General features: G+C 37.7%; 22 protein-coding genes. 14 read left to right on the forward strand and 8 right to left on the reverse strand.

Features of this window, described 5'->3' with window-relative positions; genetic code table 11:
* Window positions 1-17 precede the first annotated feature (17 nt).
* From CCC71_RS04415 to CCC71_RS04435, 5 genes are all read left to right on the forward strand, one after another.
* The gene (locus CCC71_RS04415) at window positions 18-719 is read left to right on the forward strand and encodes an RraA family protein (protein WP_247239987.1); all 702 of its coding nucleotides are present in this window, start codon (window positions 18-20) and stop codon (window positions 717-719) included.
* A 60-nt stretch (window positions 720-779) separates the two neighbouring features.
* Window positions 780-2,261: a DASS family sodium-coupled anion symporter gene (locus CCC71_RS04420; RefSeq protein ID WP_296333084.1), complete on the forward strand. Its 1,482-nt coding sequence runs from the start codon at window positions 780-782 to the stop codon at window positions 2,259-2,261.
* 240 nt (window positions 2,262-2,501) lie between these two features.
* The gene (locus tag CCC71_RS04425) at window positions 2,502-2,948 is read left to right on the forward strand and encodes a MarR family winged helix-turn-helix transcriptional regulator (RefSeq protein WP_021840685.1); all 447 of its coding nucleotides are present in this window, start codon (window positions 2,502-2,504) and stop codon (window positions 2,946-2,948) included.
* Window positions 2,949-3,345: 397 nt separating this feature from the next.
* Entirely contained in the window at window positions 3,346-4,638 is a 1,293-nt protein-coding gene (locus CCC71_RS04430) for an SLC13 family permease (protein ID WP_021840686.1), read from the forward strand.
* A gap of 15 nt (window positions 4,639-4,653) precedes the next feature.
* On the forward strand, window positions 4,654-5,469 hold the full coding sequence (locus tag CCC71_RS04435) for an amidohydrolase family protein (RefSeq protein WP_226973996.1): 816 nt from the start codon (window positions 4,654-4,656) through the stop codon (window positions 5,467-5,469).
* Window positions 5,470-5,741: 272 nt separating this feature from the next.
* On the opposite strand, the gene CCC71_RS04440 is transcribed toward CCC71_RS04435, so the two are convergent.
* On the reverse strand, window positions 5,742-6,602 hold the full coding sequence (locus tag CCC71_RS04440; protein WP_021840688.1) for a LysR family transcriptional regulator: 861 nt from the start codon (window positions 6,600-6,602) through the stop codon (window positions 5,742-5,744).
* A gap of 133 nt (window positions 6,603-6,735) precedes the next feature.
* On the opposite strand from CCC71_RS04440, the gene CCC71_RS04445 reads away from it, so the two are divergent.
* From CCC71_RS04445 to CCC71_RS04460, 4 genes are all read left to right on the forward strand, one after another.
* Entirely contained in the window at window positions 6,736-9,051 is a 2,316-nt protein-coding gene (locus CCC71_RS04445) for a hydratase (RefSeq protein WP_226973998.1), read from the forward strand.
* A 252-nt stretch (window positions 9,052-9,303) separates the two neighbouring features.
* Window positions 9,304-10,251: an ATP-binding protein gene (locus CCC71_RS04450; protein WP_021840690.1), complete on the forward strand. Its 948-nt coding sequence runs from the start codon at window positions 9,304-9,306 to the stop codon at window positions 10,249-10,251.
* Window positions 10,252-10,437: 186 nt separating this feature from the next.
* On the forward strand, window positions 10,438-10,974 hold the full coding sequence (locus CCC71_RS04455) for a cyclophilin-like fold protein (protein ID WP_021840691.1): 537 nt from the start codon (window positions 10,438-10,440) through the stop codon (window positions 10,972-10,974).
* An 85-nt stretch (window positions 10,975-11,059) separates the two neighbouring features.
* Window positions 11,060-11,572, forward strand: coding sequence for a lecithin retinol acyltransferase family protein (locus CCC71_RS04460; RefSeq protein WP_021840692.1), 513 nt, complete (start codon window positions 11,060-11,062; stop codon window positions 11,570-11,572).
* Between the two features lie 73 nt (window positions 11,573-11,645).
* On the opposite strand, the gene CCC71_RS04465 is transcribed toward CCC71_RS04460, so the two are convergent.
* From CCC71_RS04465 to CCC71_RS04475, 3 genes are all read right to left on the reverse strand, one after another.
* Complete coding sequence (locus tag CCC71_RS04465; RefSeq protein ID WP_295264582.1) at window positions 11,646-12,065, reverse strand: hypothetical protein; 420 nt, start codon at window positions 12,063-12,065, stop codon at window positions 11,646-11,648.
* Window positions 12,066-12,194: 129 nt separating this feature from the next.
* Window positions 12,195-12,347, reverse strand: a complete 153-nt coding sequence (locus CCC71_RS04470; RefSeq protein ID WP_295242922.1) for a metallophosphoesterase — start codon at window positions 12,345-12,347, stop codon at window positions 12,195-12,197.
* A gap of 14 nt (window positions 12,348-12,361) precedes the next feature.
* Window positions 12,362-12,883, reverse strand: a complete 522-nt coding sequence (locus tag CCC71_RS04475; protein ID WP_156705148.1) for a metallophosphoesterase — start codon at window positions 12,881-12,883, stop codon at window positions 12,362-12,364.
* 131 nt (window positions 12,884-13,014) lie between these two features.
* Between CCC71_RS04475 and CCC71_RS04480 the strand changes: the two genes are divergently transcribed.
* Both CCC71_RS04480 and CCC71_RS04485 read left to right on the forward strand, forming a co-directional pair.
* Complete coding sequence (locus tag CCC71_RS04480) at window positions 13,015-13,938, forward strand: M48 family metalloprotease (RefSeq protein ID WP_226974004.1); 924 nt, start codon at window positions 13,015-13,017, stop codon at window positions 13,936-13,938.
* A 184-nt stretch (window positions 13,939-14,122) separates the two neighbouring features.
* A complete protein-coding gene (locus tag CCC71_RS04485; RefSeq protein WP_296333089.1) occupies window positions 14,123-14,722 on the forward strand; it encodes a LemA family protein in 600 nt (199 codons plus the stop codon).
* A 546-nt stretch (window positions 14,723-15,268) separates the two neighbouring features.
* Here the strand turns inward: CCC71_RS04485 and CCC71_RS04490 are convergent.
* Window positions 15,269-15,934 carry a hypothetical protein gene (locus tag CCC71_RS04490; RefSeq protein WP_226974005.1) on the reverse strand — a complete coding sequence of 222 codons (666 nt, stop codon included), beginning with the start codon at window positions 15,932-15,934 and terminating at the stop codon, window positions 15,269-15,271.
* 358 nt (window positions 15,935-16,292) lie between these two features.
* On the opposite strand from CCC71_RS04490, the gene CCC71_RS04495 reads away from it, so the two are divergent.
* On the forward strand, window positions 16,293-16,499 hold the full coding sequence (locus CCC71_RS04495; RefSeq protein WP_226974006.1) for a hypothetical protein: 207 nt from the start codon (window positions 16,293-16,295) through the stop codon (window positions 16,497-16,499).
* 134 nt (window positions 16,500-16,633) lie between these two features.
* On the opposite strand, the gene CCC71_RS04500 is transcribed toward CCC71_RS04495, so the two are convergent.
* The gene (locus CCC71_RS04500) at window positions 16,634-17,023 is read right to left on the reverse strand and encodes a winged helix-turn-helix transcriptional regulator (protein ID WP_226974007.1); all 390 of its coding nucleotides are present in this window, start codon (window positions 17,021-17,023) and stop codon (window positions 16,634-16,636) included.
* A gap of 208 nt (window positions 17,024-17,231) precedes the next feature.
* Here CCC71_RS04500 and CCC71_RS04505 point away from each other — a divergent pair, with 208 nt between their 5' ends.
* On the forward strand, window positions 17,232-17,903 hold the full coding sequence (locus tag CCC71_RS04505; protein WP_295242929.1) for an NAD(P)H-dependent oxidoreductase: 672 nt from the start codon (window positions 17,232-17,234) through the stop codon (window positions 17,901-17,903).
* Between the two features lie 150 nt (window positions 17,904-18,053).
* Here CCC71_RS04505 and CCC71_RS04510 read toward each other — a convergent pair whose 3' ends face one another.
* Complete coding sequence (locus CCC71_RS04510; protein ID WP_226974009.1) at window positions 18,054-18,794, reverse strand: LysE family translocator; 741 nt, start codon at window positions 18,792-18,794, stop codon at window positions 18,054-18,056.
* A gap of 267 nt (window positions 18,795-19,061) precedes the next feature.
* On the opposite strand from CCC71_RS04510, the gene CCC71_RS04515 reads away from it, so the two are divergent.
* Complete coding sequence (locus CCC71_RS04515; protein ID WP_226974010.1) at window positions 19,062-20,252, forward strand: M20 metallopeptidase family protein; 1,191 nt, start codon at window positions 19,062-19,064, stop codon at window positions 20,250-20,252.
* Window positions 20,253-20,453: 201 nt separating this feature from the next.
* Here the strand turns inward: CCC71_RS04515 and CCC71_RS04520 are convergent, their stop codons facing one another.
* Complete coding sequence (locus CCC71_RS04520; protein ID WP_226974011.1) at window positions 20,454-21,422, reverse strand: YihY/virulence factor BrkB family protein; 969 nt, start codon at window positions 21,420-21,422, stop codon at window positions 20,454-20,456.
* Window position 21,423 lies beyond the last annotated feature (1 nt).

A 21,423-nucleotide genomic window follows, 5' to 3' on the forward strand; every position in this document is an offset into this window, starting at 1 on the left:
ATAAGAGGGATAAAACTATGATTAATGAATGTGCACCATTGTTACCGGAAGATATTATTAAAAGAGCTGAAAAATTAAATGTAGCATTAATTTTGGATGGAGTGAAAGCCGCTAAAATTGATATTCCTAATGGAGGTTGTATGGACGCAGACATCAACCCCTGTGTAAGAGGCGCTACAGTGGTTGGTACGGCTCTTACTGTAGAAGCGGCTGAGGGAAATAACTACCCAATTCATATAGCAAGTTATAATTTTAAAGCAGATGGCTATATCATGGTAATTGATGGTAAAGGGTATAGGGAAAGAGCGTATTTTGGCGATTTAATCATGGGTGCATGTCAAGCAGTGGGATTTAAAGGTATGGTTATTGATGGTTATACAAGAGATCTTGATGGAACTATAGAACTGAAGTTTCCTGTATATAGTAAAGGTTTAATGCCGAGAGGACCAATCAAAAAGGCCGAAGGAAATATCAACACAACTATTACCTGTGCTGGTGTTGTCGTAGAGCCTGGAGATTTAGTATGTGGTGATTTAGATGGTGTATGTGTAATACCTAAAAAATATATAGAAATAGTTTTGAGTGCCGCTGAGGAAAAAGCTATATACGAAGATAATCGGAATAAAACAATTGCAGCGTATAGAGAAGCTAAAAAAAATGGCACAGAATTACCACAACTTGCTCCGCAATGGGTTGTTGAAATGCAGCAAAATAAATAATTAAAATTTTGACTTTCGTATTCCTGGTATTTTCCGTTTATATATGAAGGGAGTATAAGCATGGAAATCGTAACCGAAAAGAAAGTTCCATTTTTTAAAAAAAACGGTATGTTAATAGCGTTATTAGTGTTGGCCGCAATTTTTGCGTTACCTACACCGACTGAATTACCAACGGCAGGGCATAGAATGTTAGGTATTTTGGTTTTTGCAGTTATAATTTGGCTCACTGAAGCCGTATCTTATCCGGTTAGTGCGGCAATTCTTTCATTATTAATGATTATATGTGTAGGGTTTTCCCCTCAAGTCGGCAAGCCTGATGTAATTTATGGTACTGGCAGTGCGTTGAAAATGGCTTTTATGGGGATTTCAGCCAGTGCTACAATTTTAGTTGGTGCAGCATTATTCTTGGCTGCGGCAATGACACAGACCGGACTTGACAAACGAATTGCATTATTTATTTTGTCACGTATCGGAAGTAAGACTAATCGTTTAGTCGCAGGGATGATTTTGGTTGGTATTATACTCGCTTTCTTAGTTCCAAGTACTACTGCTCGTGTAGGATGCATGGTCCCGGTTATATTAGGTATTGTTTCTGCGTTTGGGATGAAGACCGGAAGTAGGCTTGCTGCATTATTAATGGTAGTTACTATTCAAACTGGAAGCATTTGGAATACAGGAATTAAAACTGCGGCAGCACAGAATATGGTTACAATGGGTTTTATTGAAAGACTTTTAAATGGTAATATATCTTGGATGCAGTGGTTCATTGCGGCAGCTCCGTTTGCTATTGTTATGTCTATTATATTGTACTTTATTGCGATGTATATGTTGCCACCTGAACTGGATGAAATCAAGGGTGGCGCCGAAACTATAAAGGCTAAGTTAGAGGAGTTAGGTGCAGTTACGCCTGCCGAAAAGAAACTTTTAGCAATTTCTGCTGGATTGATATTGCTATGGGTAACTGAAGGGTTCTTACATAATTTCGATACAACGACAACAACAATTTTAGCTGTAACTTTAATGCTATTACCTTGGACAGGCATTATGACTTGGAAACAGGCAGAAAGTCATATTTCGTGGGGGACTCTTATGCTTTTAGGTGTGGGAATTAGCATGGGTTCTGCCTTACTTACTACCAAGGCTGCACAATGGTTGGCTAATGAAATCTCAGTCGGAATGGGCTTGGCTGATGCATCTATTTTTGGCGTGTTTGCAGTTATTTCGCTATTTATTATTATTATTCATCTTGGATTTGCATCTGGTTCAGCAATAGCTTCGGCAATGATTCCGATTGTTATCGCTCTTTTACAAGGATTACCACTTGAGGGATTAAATATTGTTGGTTTAACAATGGTATTTCATTTTGTTATTAATTTTGGGTTTATTTTGCCAGTTAATACACCACAGGGGATTCTTGCATTTGCAACAGATACTTTTTCAGCAAAAGATTGTATGAAGGTTGGTATACCATTAACGATTGTAGGGTATATTTTGTTGTTAGTTTTCTCACAAACCTATTGGAAGGTATTGGGCATTTTCTAATACTATAGTTTATTAAACTTGGACAGTCAGGATTATTAAAAGTCAATAGGGGCTGATTAAATAATAGTATAAATTTTTACAATAATACTAGGAGGGTGATGGGCATTTGCTCATCACCTTTTTTGTAATTAACGTATTATATAATATAAAATTAGATTAATCATTTGGCTTTGAGATGATATACTAAATATAAAGAGTTTTTATTTGAGATAAGTCTTTATATTAATAGGAGATTTAAAAGTGGCAAGAGCAAGAGTAAGATTAGCAAGATATATTTCATTGCTATATCGATATAGTCAAGTATATTTTAGTGAACATTTAAAGAAGTATCAGCTAGGAAGTGGCCAATATATTTTCTTTATGGAGGCTATACGAAATGATGGAATTACACAAGAGCAATTGTCTAATAATATAGAAATTGATAAAGCAACTACTGCAAGAGCTGTGGCTAAACTTATTGAAGCCGGATATTTTACTAAAGTAAATAATGCTGAGGATCGTAGAGCTTATAATATTTATGCTACAGATAAAGCTCGTGATATGAGAAAAGATATTGAAAATGTATTAGATGAATGGAATGAAAAGCTTTTTAAAGGATTTACTAAAGATGAACGTAATTTTTATCATTCATTAACGCAACGAATTTATGAAAATATCTCTAAAGATGATTTTTTTAAGAATAGATAGTAATTTGATATTGTATTTTCTTGGTGTGATTGTTATGGAATGTCATTGGAATTCTGATGCGGATACAGATACGTTTTTAATCAAGAAAAATAGAAAAGAATCAGAAAAATTAGGATAAAGAAATATTCTTTAAGTTTAAAAATGTAGCGATTGTACAGAATAGCCTGTATAATCGCTATTTTTTTTTATTTTTAGCAAAGTTAATAGTATGTAATTTTTCTCCTGATATCTAATCATAGTAATGGATGTTTATTTAAGGCATAAAAATAATCTATATTAGATGCAAAGTAATCAGTATTTGTTGTTTATGACTTTAGATTATATACTGTATTTGAAAATGTAATTGCGCGCAACGAATATCAAAGATGGGTATAGGTAATTGATAGGAGGGAATTGTATGGCTAACATTTTAATTTTATGTGCCATTATACTCGCTATTGCATTAGGGTATAGGACTAAAATTAACACAGGTTTTTTTGGGATAGTATTTGCTTATATTATTGGTACATTTTATTTAGGCATTAAGCCTGGCGACATTATCAAAATGTGGCCGATAAGTATATTCTTTGTAATCTTAGCTATTTCTTTATTCTATAACTTTGCAATGACTAATGGGACATTAGAGAAGTTAGCTCAGCACATGCTATATAGAACTCGCAAAGTTCCTAAATTGTTGCCATTTGCTATTTTTATAGCTGCCACTATTTTAGCTGCATTAGGTGCCGGATTCTTTGCAGTAATGGCCTTTTTCACACCAATCACTATGCTTCTATGCAGAAAGACAGGGTTAAGTCCATTAATCGGCGCTTTGGCCGTTAACTATGGAGCTTTATGCGGTAACAATTTTATGATTAGCCCTGGGGGTGTTGTTTTTATTGGCTTAATGAATCAAGCAGGTTATGAAGCTGTATCATATGGATTTGAATTCCAAATCTTTTTAGCCTCATTTGTTGTTCCAATAGTAGTATTGAGTTTGTTAATCTTATTTAATACACGTAAAAAAGGTAATGCTGATGTTGTAGAAATTTCTTTACCGGAAGCATTTAATGCTGTTCAGAAAAAAACATTAGCTTTAGTTGTATCTATGATTGTAGTTGTATTAATTTTCCCTATTTTACACATTATTTTCCCGCAAGTTGGTCTTATAAAAACTCTTGATAAAGCTATTGATGTTGGTTTAGTTGCTGTTGTTTTTGCAGTCCTAGCTTTATTGATGAACTTGGGTGATGAAAAAGAAGTCATAAAAAAAGTGCCGTGGGGTACATTAATCATGATTTGTGGTGTAGGGATGTTAATATCAGTAGCTATAAAAGCCGGAACAGTAAAATTAATTGCGGGATTTGTTACTGATACGATTCCGGCTCCAGTTGTACCTATTGTAATGGCTGCTATTGGTGGATTTATGTCATTCTTTTCAAGTACTATGGGTGTAGTAACTCCGGCATTATTTCCACTTGTTCCTAATTTGGCTGAAGCTTCAGGTATTGATGCGGCTGTATTATTCTCAGCTATCGTTATTGGGGCACAAGCTACTGCAATATCTCCATTTTCTTCGGGTGGCAGCTTAGTATTAAGTACAGTAAGCGAAGAAGAACGAGTAGATATGTTCGGGAAATTAATTTTTAGAGGTGTACCTATTTGTTTGGGTGCTGCTATCATTTATGCATTTATTGTTAATTTAATTATGTGATAGAGAGGTATAGATATGAGAGTTGACACACATGCACATGTATTTGAGCCTAATTTAAATTTAGCGAGTGATAGACGTTATGCACCTACTTATAGTGCATTGGTTGAGGAATTTATTTCTAATTTTGAATCTAAAGGAATGGACAAAGGCGTATTAATTCAACCAAGCTTTTTAGGATTTGATAATACCTATATGGTAAACGCTATAAAGAAATTCCCGGATAAGCTTTATGGTGTAGCTGTTGTCGATACAACAATCACACTTAAAGAACTACAAGCATTGGCAAAAAACAATATTATTGGAATTCGACTTAATCTATACGCTCGTCAAATCCCTAATTTGAAAGAAGGCAAATGGCCTGAAATCCTTAATTATGTAAAAACATTAGGATGGCATGTAGAGTTACATATTGATGCCGTTCAGTTACCTCCATTAATTGATGACTTATTAAATGCCGGTGTAAAAATAGTAGTAGATCATTTTAGTAGACCTACTGCAGAAAATTTATTAGAGGATGAAGGGTTTAAATATTTACTTTCTGTTGGTAATAGCCAACAAATTTGGGTAAAAATTTCTGCCTCATATCGATTAAAAAAAGAATTGTCTTTTGATGAAAATATTAAGTTAGCCGAAGAATTGATGCCAGCCTTAATAGACGCCTTTGGAGCTAAGCGTTTATTATGGGGCAGCGATTGGCCACATACGCAGTTTGAAAAATTGATTTCCTATGAAAAGGTTTGGGATGCATTTTTAAAACTAGTTCCGGAAGAAAAGTTAAGAAATATTATATTGGACGATAGTTTTGCCGATTTAATTAAAGATATTCAATAATTCTATATGGGTATGAAATACACGAAAGGTTTTAGACAACAATATTGCCTTGATTTATTAGTGCTCATATAAAAATAAGCGACTCGAGGATTATTGGCGAGTCGCTTTGTTTTTTTGTTTAAGAAAAGATATCTTAAATTAGTTCCATAAGAAGTAAATCATCTATAAAATTAGAAATAGTTTTAATTTATTGATAATTGAGTTATTTATTATTTGTACATATTGCTAATTAGTTATATAGTAAATTTGTAAAGAGAATATAGGATATAAAATTACAACTTCCAATTCATAATGAAGTCTATAAAAGCTTTGACCGGTGTCATTGATGTATAGTTATTTCGATAGTATAAATTAGTAGTACGGAGTAAAGGATCACCGGATTTAGTAATTAGTGGAGCGGTATAGATACCGGGAACATCTTGGGCACAACTTTCTGTGAGAAGAGTAAATCCTAAGCCTTGGCGAACTAACTTTATGCAAGTATCAATGTCGTCAACTTCGATGGAAGTTTTAGGGGGCGTTTGATAATGACTATACCACCAATCATCTAATGTTTGCTGTAAATTAGGATCGGTTTGATAATGAATATATGAGTGTTGTGGTAAATTTTCAAATGAAAGTTCTGATTTATTGAACAAACATAATGGTTCACTTAAGAGTTCCAGATGATGTTCGCTCCAATCGTGTGCACCACGAACGATAGTAACGTCTAATTCGCCTTCTAAGAATCGTCGATACAAGCGATAGCTTAAGCCGCTGTACATATTGATGTCAATATATGGATAGGCTAGAGAAAAGGCTGACAGAATTTTTGGAATGTGGTATTTGGCAAAAATATTAGAGCAACCAAGACGCAATGTGCCTCTGATTTCAGTGCCGGTAGCACTTAATTGTTTTTTTATAGCTTGGTAGGCTTTGTCAGCCTCTTGCATATAGTTATATAATTGTTCGCCTTCCGAAGTAAAAGCAATACCACGAGGTTGTCGGATAATCAGATTACAATTAAATTCTTTTTCAAGACGTTTAATACGTTCGCTTAAGGCCGGTTGGGTCATAAATAAACGTTTTGCCGTATAAGTAATATTTTTTTCTTCATATAAAGTTTTTAGCAATATAAAGTCTTTTGTATCCATGAAATCCTCCGATAAATATTTATTATATCAATTATATAAGAACCGTCATTGAGATACAAGGTTAATTTATAGTTAATGTTCGATAGTAAAGTATATAAAGCGTTGGAATAAAAAAGAAAGGTTAGGTAGGGACATGAACGCAGTAACATTAATTTCAGATGGCATTTTTTTAGAAAATGGAAACAAGATTGTCACTAAGGAATCCGTTGTAAACCATTCGCGTAGTCAAGAATTTGATGAAACAAAAGCCGCTAAAGAAACCATGGCGTATCGAATCATGATGGCACATCAAACTAGTGAAGGGGATGAGTCTTTACGTATTAAATTTGATGCACTTACATCGCATGATATTACGTATGTGGGGATTATTCAGACTGCAATAGCATCCGGGTTAGATCGTTTTCCTATTCCTTACGTTTTAACTAATTGTCACAATAGTTTAGCTGCCGTTGGCGGAACAATTAATGAAGATGATCATGTATTTGGTTTGTCTGCGGTTAAGCGTTTTGGCGGTATTTATGTGCCACCTCATTTGGCTGTTATTCATCAATATATGCGTGAAACTATGGCAGGATGTGGGAAGATGATATTAGGTTCAGATAGTCATACTCGTTATGGTGCATTAGGAACAATGGCCATCGGCGAAGGCGGTCCGGAGTTAGTTAAACAATTATTAGGCCGTACGTATGATATTCAACGACCAAAAGTAGTTGCCATTTATTTGACAGGTAAGCCACGTCATGGCATTGGACCACAAGATGTTGCTTTAGCTATAGAGAAAGCTGTTTTTAAAAATGGTTTTGTTAAAAATAAAATTATGGAATTCGTAGGACCTGGTATACATAATTTATCCATGGATTTTCGCAATGGTATCGATGTTATGACGACGGAAACGACCTGTCTTACTACAATTTGGTGCACAGATGATACGACTAAAGAATTTTTAACAATTCATGGTCGAGGTTCTGATTATAAATTATTACAGCCGGGTAATATTGCTTATTATGATGGTTTAGTTAAAGTAGAACTCGATAAAGTGGAAAGTATGATTGCTATGCCGTTCCATCCAAGCAACGTATATACAATTAAAGAGTTGAATGAAGGCGGTCAAGATTTATTGCGTCAAATTGAAAAAAATGCAGTAGATCAATTGGATAATAAAGAATTACGTCTTATGTTACCGGAAAAATATCATGAGAATAAACTTCATGTAGATCAAGGAATAATTGTAGGCTGCTCCGGCGGTTTATATGAAAATATTATGGCGGCCGCTAATATTGTAAAGGGAAAAGGTGTTGGACAAGAACGTTTTGCCTTTAGCGTGTATCCATCCAGCCAGCCAATTTACTTAGAACTTATGAGAAATGGTGCTCTAGGTGATTTAATGGAAGCCGGTGCTATTATTCGATCTGCATTCTGCGGTCCTTGTTTTGGTGCTGGTGATACCCCAAATAATGGTGGGCTATCTGCTCGACATGCAACGCGTAATTTTCCTAATCGTGAAGGTTCCAAACCGGGACAGGGACAAATTTCCTCGGTTGCACTGATGGACGCACGATCTATAGCGGCTACAGCAATTAATAAGGGCGCTTTAACAGCAGCCACTGAAGTTGATTATGATGATAATATAGCTTCCTATCATTTTAATGATAAACCATATGTTAATAAGGTTTATCAAGGTTATGGTGATGCGAATACAGCTGAAGAACTTGTATATGGTCCATCAATTAAAGCATGGCCAAAAATTGAAGCATTAACAGATAATATTTTGTTAAAAGTAGCTGCATACATTGATGATCCGGTTACAACCACTGATGAATTAATCCCATCTGGGGAAACCTCCTCTTATCGTTCAAATCCTTATGCACTTTCAGAATTTGCTTTAAGTCGTAAAGTGCCGGAATATGTTGGTCGTGCTAAGACAGTAAGAGACTGGGAAAAAAGCCGTCAAGATGGAGTTATTAATTTGGAATTACAAAATGCTTATCAAATGATTAATGACGCTTTGAATCTTGGTAAATCATTAGATGATTTGTCTAAGTCGACACTTGTAGCAAGCATGATTTATGCCAATAAACCGGGTGATGGATCCGCTCGTGAACAAGCTGCATCTTGTCAGCGTGTATTAGGTGGAGGAGCCAATATTGCCTTAGAATATGCTACTAAACGATATCGTTCAAATGTAATTAATTGGGGGATGTTGCCATTTGTAACAAGTGAAACTGACTCTAGAAAGTTGGCGGTAGGGGATTATGTATTTGTACCTAATGTAAGAGCTATCTTATTAAGTGATAGTGACGACTTTAAGGCTTATGTGATTAATAATGGGAAAAAAGAAGAAATTACATTACACCTAGGCTATTTGAGCAATGAAGAAAAATCTATTATTGCTAAGGGGTGCTTAATTAACTATTATGCAGACTCTAAGTCGAATAATGACAAAGATTAATATTAAGAAGTAATACGAACGGGCTGTAACGAAATGCGAGTAGAAAAATACATTTCGTTACGGCCTGTTTTTGCTAGGTTCTCGCTACTTTTTTATTTTACATAGATTTCATATTCTAAAATACCTAATAATGGAGAGCTGAGAAATATTAATTGACATTGTTAATGAGAATGGTTAGAAATGATTAGAAAGTGATTAGAAAGTTAGAATTTGGTTAGAATATAGATGGGGGAAATCTAAGGAATGAGTAGAATGAGTTTTCAAGAAGAATACGATAGCTTTGAGGATATGCGTTCTATTAATCAGGAGTTAACTTTTGAAGCCACCAAAAAAGAGTTTGATCTTCGAAGGGTTCCATTTGGGCCATCTCAGCTGAAAACTTTAAAACTAGTATCTCCTGATGGATTATATACGAACTTGGGCTTACTCCTATCTGAACAGTGTCCTTATACTATCAAGGCAGCCATATTTCAAGGAACCAATCAAAATATATTTAAAGATCGTAGAGAATTCTCCGGTTCGCTTATGCAACAAATGAATGAAGTTTACGATTATATTGATTTACATAATCAAATCGGTTCAACTTTTGAAAAACTTCGGCGTATCGACACCCGAGATTATCCGGAAGTTGCAGTTCGCGAGGCATTACTTAATACGTTAGTTCACCGAGACTATTCATTTAGTGCCAGTACATTAATCAGTATTTTCGAAGACAGGTTAGAATTTGTTTCTTTGGGTGGTCTGCTCCCCGGGTTAGAGTTAGAAGATGTGACAGCAGGTGTTTCGGTGTGTCGTAATCCGAACCTGGCTAATGTTTTTTACCGTTTAGAACTCATTGAAGCTTATGGCACAGGTATGCAAAAAATTATGGATGCATACGTCGGTGCTCCGTTACAGCCACAACTTCGAGTTACTAATAATACGTTTAAAATTATTCTACCTAATGTCAATACTATGAGAGAAGTGACGGAGAAACCACAGGCGATTAGAGAGACAGTGGTTCCGTTTGGCAGTTCGAATGAGGAAAGAATAATGCATCACTTGGCGGAGAAGCAAGTGATTACTCGCAAAGAAACTCAGGAATTATTGGGTGTTAGTCAATCTACGGCGGGGCGTATTTTGAAATCAATGATAGATAAGGGGCAGATTGTACAGATTGGTGGAAGCCGTAATATACGATATGAATTGGTGAAGAAGTAAATACGTATATTTTTTCATTAGCTACAGCAAGATTTATTGATTTCGCTAAGAAATACATTTTAGGCATAACTAATAATGAGAGATAAGTATTAGAAATATGAACTAAATATAGTTACAATAAAGGTATTAAGAGAATGGAGTATTTGCCTTTTGGATACAGTTTCATTGAGAAAAGAGGGGGCTTTTATGAAAAAAGTTATTGTATTTCTGGCAATGTCACTGATTGTTACCATATTGACGGCCTGTGCCGGCCAGTCGAGCACGGCTAAAGAGGCTGCGAATTCGAATGCTAAAGAAGCTGTAAGCTCGAATGCCAAAGAGGACACGAGTGTTGTGAAAACGCAACAAGCTACACCAAATGTAACGAATCGTAAATTAAAAATGACCGTCGAAGGACAGGAGATTTCTATTGTTCTCTATGATACACCAACGGCCAATGCCCTTTACGAAGCACTTCCTATGACGCTGAGTTTTTCAGATTATAACAGTACCGAGAAAATTGCCTATCCACCTGAAAAGCTGCCGACTAAAGGCGAACCGGATGCAACGGATCCCGATGTAGGTGATTTGTGCTACTTCTCACCATGGGGCAATCTATGCATTTTTTATAAAGACTTTGGAAATTCACCGGGGCTAATTAAATTAGGCCGTGTAGAGTCGGGGATGGAAATTCTATCCGGCATGAAGGGCGATTTTACGGCTACGATTGAGAAGGTGGAATAAGATGAAATATACTAAATTAGGCACAACGGACATTGAAATTTCCAAAATACATATGTAAAGAAATCTAATGGGGAGGTTAGTGATTATGGGAAGAAAAGTTATTCCAGGAGACATTATTTTTTGCGATCGAGGATTTTATTCACATTTTGGGATTTATGTGGGAGAATTAAACGTCATTCATTTTGATAGTAACTTTATTGACAAAGTTACAGGATATAAAGATCCGCGAATTGCTAAGACTGATGTTGAAAAATTTAGGTGTGAGGATAAAATATATACGATTCCGCCACAAGAGTTGTTGTCTGTTATTGATGATTATTGTTCCTTTGAAGATGGTAAATATAATTTTTATTCACCGGAGGAGACTGTAAAAAGAGCATATGGACGTTTAAATGCGCCGAAGAAAGAAAATTATAGTTTGCTGGGCAATAATTGTGAACATTTTGCTATTTGGTGTAAAACAGGAATTCATGATAGCCGCCAAGCACGTAATTATAACCGATTTTCTTCTCATCCGATTACCTGGATTTTTGGCCTAGTAGGGTTGGGGTTAAGTGCCATTAATAAAGAACTTTTCCAAGAGGAAGCGGAATTCTAATTGATACTTAAATAATAAAAAATGAGGTGCAGTTTAACTTGCATCTCATTTTTTGCTATTAAATCAATATTTTTTACGTCCCCAAATCAACAATCTCATCAAACAGCAGTCTGGCTCTATCAATCGGAGAATTTATATCATCGTGATAATGTCCGAAGTACCATTTCTTAAAAGTAAGTTTCGGCTTTAGCTTGGTCAAGAACTCCTGTGTCGGGCAGGTAATGTTGACTTTATTAAAAAGTAAATGACGAATGATATGAATAAATTGTTTGGGTGCCTGATGGGTGATGACGTAATCTACGTTAAAATTGTGCTTTTTCAAGTTTTCAATAGCATAGGATTGTTCTTCAGATGTCGAGTTTTCTTGCTCCCACCATGAAATGCTCGGCGTTCTGTATTGTTTATCCACACTGGCAGCGCCGCCGAAGGTGAAAATAGTTTGGTTTTCCATGGTAAAAATTTCGCCGCGCATGAGGTGGTAGATACCGTCCAAATCATGAACACGGCCGCCCCATTTTTCAATGACAGGATTGCTATATAGTAAGTCAAAATTTTCGTGATTGCCGTCAACAAAGCAAGTTGTAAAAGGGGCATTTCTTAATAAGTCTAATAACTTATCGTCTTAATAGTGCATGTCTAAGGCACGACTGTACCAAGGAATGCCAAAGTCACCGGCGACAATCAAAATATCGTCTTTAGTGCAATCGCTTAATACTTTGATATATTCTTGGATTTGTTCTTTTTCACCATGAAGATCGCCTGTAACAAAAATCATAGGTTAACTCCTTTTTATTCAATCTCAAAAAATTCCCATATTTCATCCAAAGAAACAGGATAGAAGTGATTGGCGTCAACGCCCACATCGTAGCGTCGAATGCCTTCCACTCGATTTCGTTCGTTATACTCGCCCGTTGAGTGGATGTGACCGTGCAACATCATGCTGCCGTGACGATAGCGATTCCACGCTAAAATCGGATAATGCATCAAGGCGATAGGGACTTTTTTATCAGTCAAATATTTATAATCACACATCTCTTTAAAAATTTTGGCATCATATTTCTTATACTTATCATGATTGCCTATGAGGAGCGTCTTTTTACCATTTAGACGACTCAGTAAGGAATTAGCCTCCTGTGGTTCTAGTTTTTGCGTTAAATCCCCTAAGAGATACACCGTATCTTTTTTAGAAACAAGGCTGTTGTAATTGGCGATGAGTGTTTCATTCATTTCTTCAACCGTGTCGAACGGACGATTTCTGTTTTTAATAACTTTTGGATAGCCTAGGTGCAGATCGCTGGTGAAATAAATCATGGTCGTTACTCCTGTCTTGGGGTATAATCTAGATAAGAATAAAGAATATATCGTAAGTTTAGGTATGGTATTGGACGTACCGGTAATACGTTTAAAACATCAGAGGTAGTGCGAATAGAAAGGGATATTGCATGGGAATTCTATTGCTTATAATTACCGGTCTCATTTATGGCTTGGTAGGAACGGTTATTTTGCACTTTATCAATAATATCTTTGCGCTTTTTGGGGAACCGACCATATTGGAACAGCCGTTTATTTTAGATTTTTTGCAAAAATACAATTTACCGACACACAGCTTTGCCGTATCTGGCACTTGGGTGGCACTTTTCTTTTTAGTCGCCATCATCTTATTCCAATTGCCACCGGTGCAGGGCTTGTTTTTAAAATTTAAAGCTATTAGCAAACCGGAAGGTGATTTGAAAAACTATTTAGATGCTTGTTGGCAAGATGTGTGCAATCGCGCCGGCGTTGATGCGGGCCGCTATCGACTGTATGTACAGCACAGCAATCAGATTAATGCCTTTGCCTTAGGCCATGACCGGGTAGTCGTGTTGATGGGCTTGATTAATGAAATGAACTCGGCTGAACTTAAGGGGATTCTGGCGCATGAGCTCAGTCATTTGATTCATCGCGATACCACTTACGGTATGACGTCGGTGGCCATGCTCAATGTGTATAACGCTATCATAATTGCCTTTGAATTAATCGTTTGGATAATTACGATGGTGTATAATATACTTCGCAACATTCCGTTTATCAATATTTTGGCAGTTATCTTTATGGCCTTTATCTTGTTCATTCGTTTTATTGTACGAATCCTGCATAGTATCGCCAATTTCGGCTATGTGCTGTTGGCGCCGTTCGGCTCTCGTGTAGCCGAATATCGTGCCGACCGTTTTGCTCATGAGTTGGGGCTGGGGCAGGAGCTCGCGTCGGCGTTGGCAAAACTGACACGCTACGGCGATACAGAAGGTTTTATCAATCAACTAGTCAGCGATCATCCGCCACTGCGTAAGCGAGTAGCTAAACTGTATGAATTGTCGCAGCAACAATAATTGCTCTTAGGATTTAAAATGAAAGAAATTTTTATTTTATAAATGTATCATTCATCTGCAGTACTTTTTTTGCTATAATTAAATTATACAGTAATATCTACTTTTGATATAGCATTGTGTGGGATATATGCAAGTATTAAGAGTATAGGGATTTGTTGGTAATATAGGGATAAGGAGTGTTACTATGATGAGTTTTTTATTTTGGGTTCTTCTGATTTTTCTTGTTTACTATTTTATTACAAGATACAATCGGTTACAGGGTTTAAACCAAGAAATTAAAGAAGCAAGGTCTAATATTAAAGTAGTGGTAGAACGTAAAGTAGCCATTGTTAATCAGTTTGCCGATTTAGTTAACAGTTATGGTAGCTATGAAAAACTAATTCAACTTAAGGTGTCTGATAATTATACTGAAATGGCTTGTGCTACATCTGAAGCTGTTACTTCGATTAAGGCATTAGCGAATACATATCCTGAATTAAAGTCCAGTACTCATTATTCACAATTCTTAGAAAATATTAGTCAAAATGAGCAGATTTTAACTGAAAAACGTGAAACTTACAACTATGTGGTTAAAGGCTACAATAGCCAGATAGCACAAATTCCAATGGTATTTGTTGCCTCTGCTCTTGGGTTTAAAGAAGCCCCGTATTTTGATCGTAATAATGAAATTGGGATTGATTCTTTTAGTGGTGCAAATACTGAAGCTATTAAAGAATTAGCGATTAAGGGCACAGAAGTTTTAAAAGATAAAACAGAACAAATAAAAGATAAAATCAATAAATAATACTTAAATAAAAAAAGATGTATAAAATGTATAAGTGATTTACATTTTATGCATCTTTTTTGTTGTTTAAGCAAAAATAAAAATGCCGGATTACCTGCTTGGTCCAAAACATTGGGCTTTGGTTTGGTAGCGAAAATCGGTCTCCAAGATTTTAGAATGATTAACCTTTATTGATTAATAGCTTATTGGTAACAGTTAACTTGGGTTTAATGATTAATAGTTTAACGCTAACAATTAATGGTTAATGATTACTGCAGGGATGGTATGTTTGCGGGCTCCCTGCGGACCAAAATTGCATGATGCCAACATACCTTGATAACCGGTCGAAAAAGACACCGGCTTATCCTATATGTTTAATTAATGGTAGAGTTTTAGTTTTACCGGTAAAACCCTGCTCCCAAAAATCCGGCAAACCATATTTAATGTTTTTCGGTAACCCGGCGTATTTCATTTAATAAAAAACACATAATATATAACTTGAATAGTTTGATGACGTACCTCTGATATAACGAAAGTCGCGATATATCAGAGGTATATCATTTTAACTTAGTACGTTACGGTAATTGTCGTCATTTCCGTAGCGTTACCCAAGATAGCGTCGATTTCTTCGAGGTAGTTCTCGATACGCTCCTTGGCGAGCTTCGCTTTTTTCACAATATCGGCCGGATCGTAGAAAACGGCTTCATACTGTTTGCGAAGGGTAGTTTCTCGTTCTTCGCGGGACTTGGCACTGGCGTTATTAACGGTGCCGAACTCTTGTGCCATACGATCTCTTATAGTCCTTTCACATAGATCATTGATAAAATCAAACTGCTCGGTAGCATTAGTTACCTTCTGGCGCAATTCGTTAACGATATAGGACAGTTCATTTGTGTAGTAAGCTTTGCGGGCAATGGCGCCGGCGAAGCTTACTTTTTCGGTACCGGTGTTTTCTTCATCGAGGGTAATGAAGCGTGGCAACTCCACGAAGTTGTTTACATTGGCGTCCATGATGGCCACAGCCAATGCTTCGCGGCGACGGATTTTATCGTTTAACGACTGATAGTTGGCTTTCACTTCGTCTTGCCAGGAATTGAGCGGCAAGCCGTCGATAACAGCCGTTTGAGCCGATTCCGAAGTGACGAACTTTTCGGACATCATGGCTTTGATTTGTTTGTCTAATAACTTCTTCTGACCTAAGGCTTTGCGTAGGCTCATTGTTTCAGTGTTCATGAGGGACCTCCTTAATGATTAATGGATATACATTTCGTTTGATTAGATGGTATCGCATGGGGCGTTTTTTCACAATGGGCATCAAAGTTCAATGGTAGAAGTCAAGATTTTACAGTTAAATTTTTGATGTTTGGAATCTTGTTTTTGTAAAATCCAAAGTTTTACTTATAAAAAATGGTCATGTACGAAGTGGCAAGTAGCGGTTGTTTGTGATGAAAACGGCGTTTTTCATAGCCCTACATAACTGACAGTTATTAGTTATTTGTTTGAAGTTTTCAGGAGGGTTGACATTTGATGTGAGAGGCGTATGATAATAACAGAGAAAAGAGCTAGTTCTAATTTGGAGGAGGAATTAATTATGAGTTATTTATTTAATTTATCAGATTTAGAAAAGAAGTTGTCCTATAACTATGCAGTGATGCAAAATAAGAAAGCAGCTCAAGCCGTTTGCAATTTTGAAATTGAAACGTATGATGACAGTCTTGATTTAGTCAGTGTAGAAGCAATGACTCGGGCGTATAAGAAAGCATTAATGGGTCGAGCTTTTAATCTTACAACTCGTTAACATGAAATATATAAAGTGTTAATAAAGGGTTAATGCAAATAGAAGTTTGAAATGACAGCAAAAATCCCGTAATCGATGGGGCCATCGGTTACGGGATTTTTGTATTCTAATAGTAAGAGTTCTTACACACAGTTTTATTGATTACTTTGAACAGCAGGCATAGTATCAACTTGCCGGGTATTATAAGCCACGCCCCAGTCATACATGGCGTTGATAATGGGTTCCATGGTACGACCTAAGGGGGATAAGGCGTATTCCACATGTGGCGGAATTACCGGAAATACGGTGCGAGTAATAAGACCGTCGGCCTCGAGTTCGCGCAGTTGCAAGGTCAGGCTGCGATGGGTGACGCCTTCGATTAATGTCTTAAGTTCGCTGAATCGTTTGTCGCCGGTAAAAAGATGGTACAAAATAATACCTTTCCACTTACCGCTAATAAGCTCTAACGTCGTGGCTACCGGGCATAGTGTACGCGGGCAAGGTTTTAAATCTTTTTTGTTTGTGTTATTGGCAGTAGCTTTCATTGCGATTCTCCTGGATTTTAATCTATGGTTGTATTTTAATATATTAAATATAAAAAATATACTTAACTTAATTTATATATAGTATATATAAAATTTTGCGTTTTTCAACTATTTTTTTAGATATGCTATACTAAACATGTCGAAAGATAGATGAGATAGATATTCAAAATTTAGTATAAATTATTATTAATTCGAAAGGATGATACCCATGAGCATTTCTGCACAAGACATTTTAAACGCTTACAATTATCGTTACGCAACTAAGAAGTTTGACCCTAATAAAAAGGTATCCGACGCTGATTTTAACACGATTTTGGAAACAGGTCGTTTGTCCCCAAGCTCCTTCGGTTTTGAACCTTGGAAATTCGTTATTATTGAAAAACAGAGCATTAAAGATAAATTATACCCTGTATCTTGGGGCGCTCAGAACAGCTTGAACGGTGCCAGCCATTTTGTAATTATTTTGGCTCGCAAAAAAGCGGATACCGTAGCTGATGCGGACTACATCACACACATCATGAAAGACATCAAACACATGCCGGAAGACGTGCAGAACATGATGCGCGGTGCTTACAGCAACTTCCAGACTAACGATTTCAAATTGATCGATAGCGACCGTGCTATGTTCGACTGGGCCAGCAAACAGACTTACATTGCCTTGGCTAACATGATGACAACGGCTGCTATGCTCGGTGTTGACTCTTGCCCAATCGAAGGCTTCAATATTGAAAAAGTGGAGGAAATTCTTAGCGAAGAAGGCATTCTCGACAAAGAACATTTCGGCGTGTCCGTAATGGTGGGCTTCGGCTATCGTGATGAACAGCCTCATCGTGAAAAAACTCGTCAGCCTATGGAAGATATCGTAACTTGGGTTAAATAAGAGTTTTCAACTAAGAAGTTTTTGGATAATAGAATATAGAACTAAAAATGCTGAGATGACCGTTAAAAGTCACCTCAGCATTTGTTTTTGTTAAACATAAACGACAAAGTATAGCACTATCTATTCCGGAAGCTATGTGAATTTATATTTTTAGAAGACTAATAACAAGCAACCAATACCCAACAATACTACGCCTTGAATACGGTTCAACATACGTTGCGATTTAGGCCCCTGGTTTAAAAAGCCACGGAGTTTACCGGCACAAAGAGCGATGATGGAGAATAAGATGAATGCTTGTAAGCTAAAAACGGCACCGAGGATAGCAATGGCCAGGCCCGGTGATTCATTATTAGGATCCACGAACTGTGGCAAGAACGCGAGGAAGAACAACAGAACTTTCGGATTCAAGATGTTCATAATGAGACCTTTGCGATAGATGGCAAAGGCGGATGACTCACCGTTTGAAGGTTGGCTTGACGATTTATCGCTTGAAGCTTGGCTGGATGTTTCATTGCTTGATACGCTGTTTGTCGTGTCGTTTGTTGTGATGTTTGAACCGGCAACAGTAGCTTGACCGGCGGCTGTTTCAGTCGGTTGCGGTTCCGCAACTTTAGCGGTAAAGGCCCCGTAGGCAAGATAGAAAAGATAGGCGGCACCAACATATTTTAAAGCTGCAAAGGCAATTGGTGAACTTTTAACTAATGCGGCTACCCCTAAAATTACAAGGCATGTATGAAAGACAATGCCCGAGGCGAGACCGGCGGCTAAAATAATGCCGGCTCTGGCACCGTCGGCGATGCTTTTTGCCAAAAGATATAAATTATCCGGACCCGGTGTCATCGTCAAGAGTATGGATGATACCAAGAAATAAGGAAATAAAGACATATCCATAAAAGAAACTCCCCCTCTGTTAAAAATGCATACAATCAGTATAACATATTAGTTTTATTATTTGCCATAGTTGAAAGTATAAAGTTAACAAGTTTTAATGGGCTAAGGTATTTAATGGCTCTAAACTGTGTTAATTTAATGGTTTTAAATGAGTAAAAGAATGGATTTTTAAAATCATAGTAATAAAATAGGAATTTTAACCCGAAAACCTTGACAAACCATTTCCGGTACACTACCATGAAAACAAAGAGATTGGGAGGCGAATGTATGAATTCAACTGAAATAAAAAAATTACAAGAAGAATATACGAAGGATATCATTGCGTGGCGTCGCCATTTGCACCAATATCCGGAAATTAGTTTTGAAGAACAGGAAACGACCAAATATTTAGCCGGAGAACTGGATAAATTGGGCATTCCGTATGTGATAAATCCTGAAAAAAACACCGGCATTGTGGCATGGATTGAAGGTCCTAAAAAGGGTAAAACAATCATGCTTCGCGCCGATATTGATGCCCTTACCGTTGATGAACAGACGGGGTATGACTTCGCGTCCAAACATGACGGCAAGATGCACGCCTGCGGTCATGATGCGCATATGGCCATTTTATTGGGCGCCGCCAAGATGCTGAAAACATTGCAGGACAAAATCCAAGGTAAGGTATTCCTCGTGTTCCAGCCGGCCGAAGAAAGCGGTGAAGGTGCTAAATACATGAAACAGTTCGGTACCTGGTTTGAAGAAACGGATAGTGTCTTCGGCGCTCACATTTGGATTGATCTGCCCGTTGGCAAGATTTCCGTGGAAGCCGGCGAACGCATGGCGGCCGCGCTTGAAATCGGTATCGATATTGAAGGTCAGGGCGGTCATGGGGCACAACCTCATTTGACCGTGGATGCTACCGTTGTGGCTTCAGCCATCGTGATGAATTTGCAGACCATCGTGTCCCGCCACTTCAGTCCGCTCGATTCCGTGGTGCTTACCATCGGCAAGATGACCAGCGGTACGCGCTATAATGTTATTTCCGGCGCCGCACGTTTGGAAGGCACGGCCCGTTACTTCAAACATGCCATCGGTGATGATTTGAAAAAGACGATGACGCACATGGTGAACGAAACAGCCGCTGCTTACGGTGCTAAGGCGAAGGTAACTTTCCGTCAAATGGTACCGCCGACGATTAACGATCCGGCCAGCTCGGAGCTCGCTCATCGCGTAGGTGCTGAACTCGTTGGTGAAGACAATGTGGTCTTGATGGAAAAAACAATGGCCGGCGAAGACTTTGCTTATTATTTGGAAGAAAAACCGGGCTGCTTTGCTTTCTTCGGTATTGCCAATCCTGAAATTGATGCGGTTCATTCCCATCACAGTAACTTCTTCAAAATTGATGAACGAGCATTGCCAATCGGCTCCGCCATGTACGCACAGTATGCGTTGCAGTGGCTGGAAGAACATGCCGAATAATATGACAAAATAGTCTTAACGTTGCCAACAGGTTGCTGAGAAGTAATTTTGACAGTTGCAAGGTCTATGTTAGATTTTGCGAGGTAATCTGTTTTAATAAAACGAATACGGTTTGACTAAATAATAAAAACGCTGTAACCGAAATTAATCGGTCACAGCGTTTTTTGCGTTTTTATAGTTAATGCTACGCTTTGTTCTTTGCTAATTTTTTCTTTTTTCAAGCTCTTTCTGCTCTTTTTCTTCTTGCTCCTCTTTATTGAGTTGCTCGATTTGTTCCATTTTAAGTTTAACCGCTTCCGCTTTTAATTCGGCATCGAAGGAACGGTCGCGCACGATTTCGGCACTGAGCAGGATAACCTGGACGGACCAGTTAATCCACACGAAGAGAATCATGATACCAACCAGTGGACCGTACGTGGAGGAACTGCCCGCAAAATTTGTAACATAGAAACGATAGCCGTAGGTAAGGGCTAACCAAAGAATCGTAGCTAAGAGGCCGCCCGCGAAGGAGCGCTTCCAAGAAATAAGCTTGTTGATGTTTTCCTTGGTAGCTTTAGGCGTGTCCTTGTCAGTTTCTTTGCGCGGTGCGTAGTGATAAAACAAGGTGAGCACCAAAGTGAAAGAAATCAACGGTAATAAGGTGGCCGCCATAGTGGCGAGAGTTATGATTTCTTTAGAAATAAAGATGAAGCGCTGCATTACCTGTAAGAAGGCCGGGCCATACACCGAAAGGATAAGCCCTAAGAGACCGGTTACGGTACCGATAATGGTGAAGAAGAATGCTTTGCTGTACATCTTAATCATGCCTTCTTCCACATGATCGAGGCCGAGCATGGTGTTAAGGGCATTAATTAAGGCACGCGTACCGGCCGACATAGTCCAAAAGGCAGTAATAATACCGATGGAGAACAACGTACCACTCTGATTTTTGGCTAAGTCATCAATTAGGTTTGACAGGGTATGTTGTGAATCCGGCGGTAAGAGTGCCAGAAATTGATCGAGGATATCCATATTTTGACTAAGAAATACGGAAATAGCCGTTAAAGCAATAATTAAGAAGGGCACTATGGAAAGAATAATATAGTACGTTGCTTCCGCGGACAGACGGCCGATATTGTGCTCGCTGTAATCCTTGGCGACGCGCTTTGCCCCATTAATAAATGACTTCATA

Source organism: Veillonella sp. LMAG:90 (assembly GCF_008679445.1).
GTDB lineage: Bacteria > Bacillota > Negativicutes > Veillonellales > Veillonellaceae > Veillonella_A.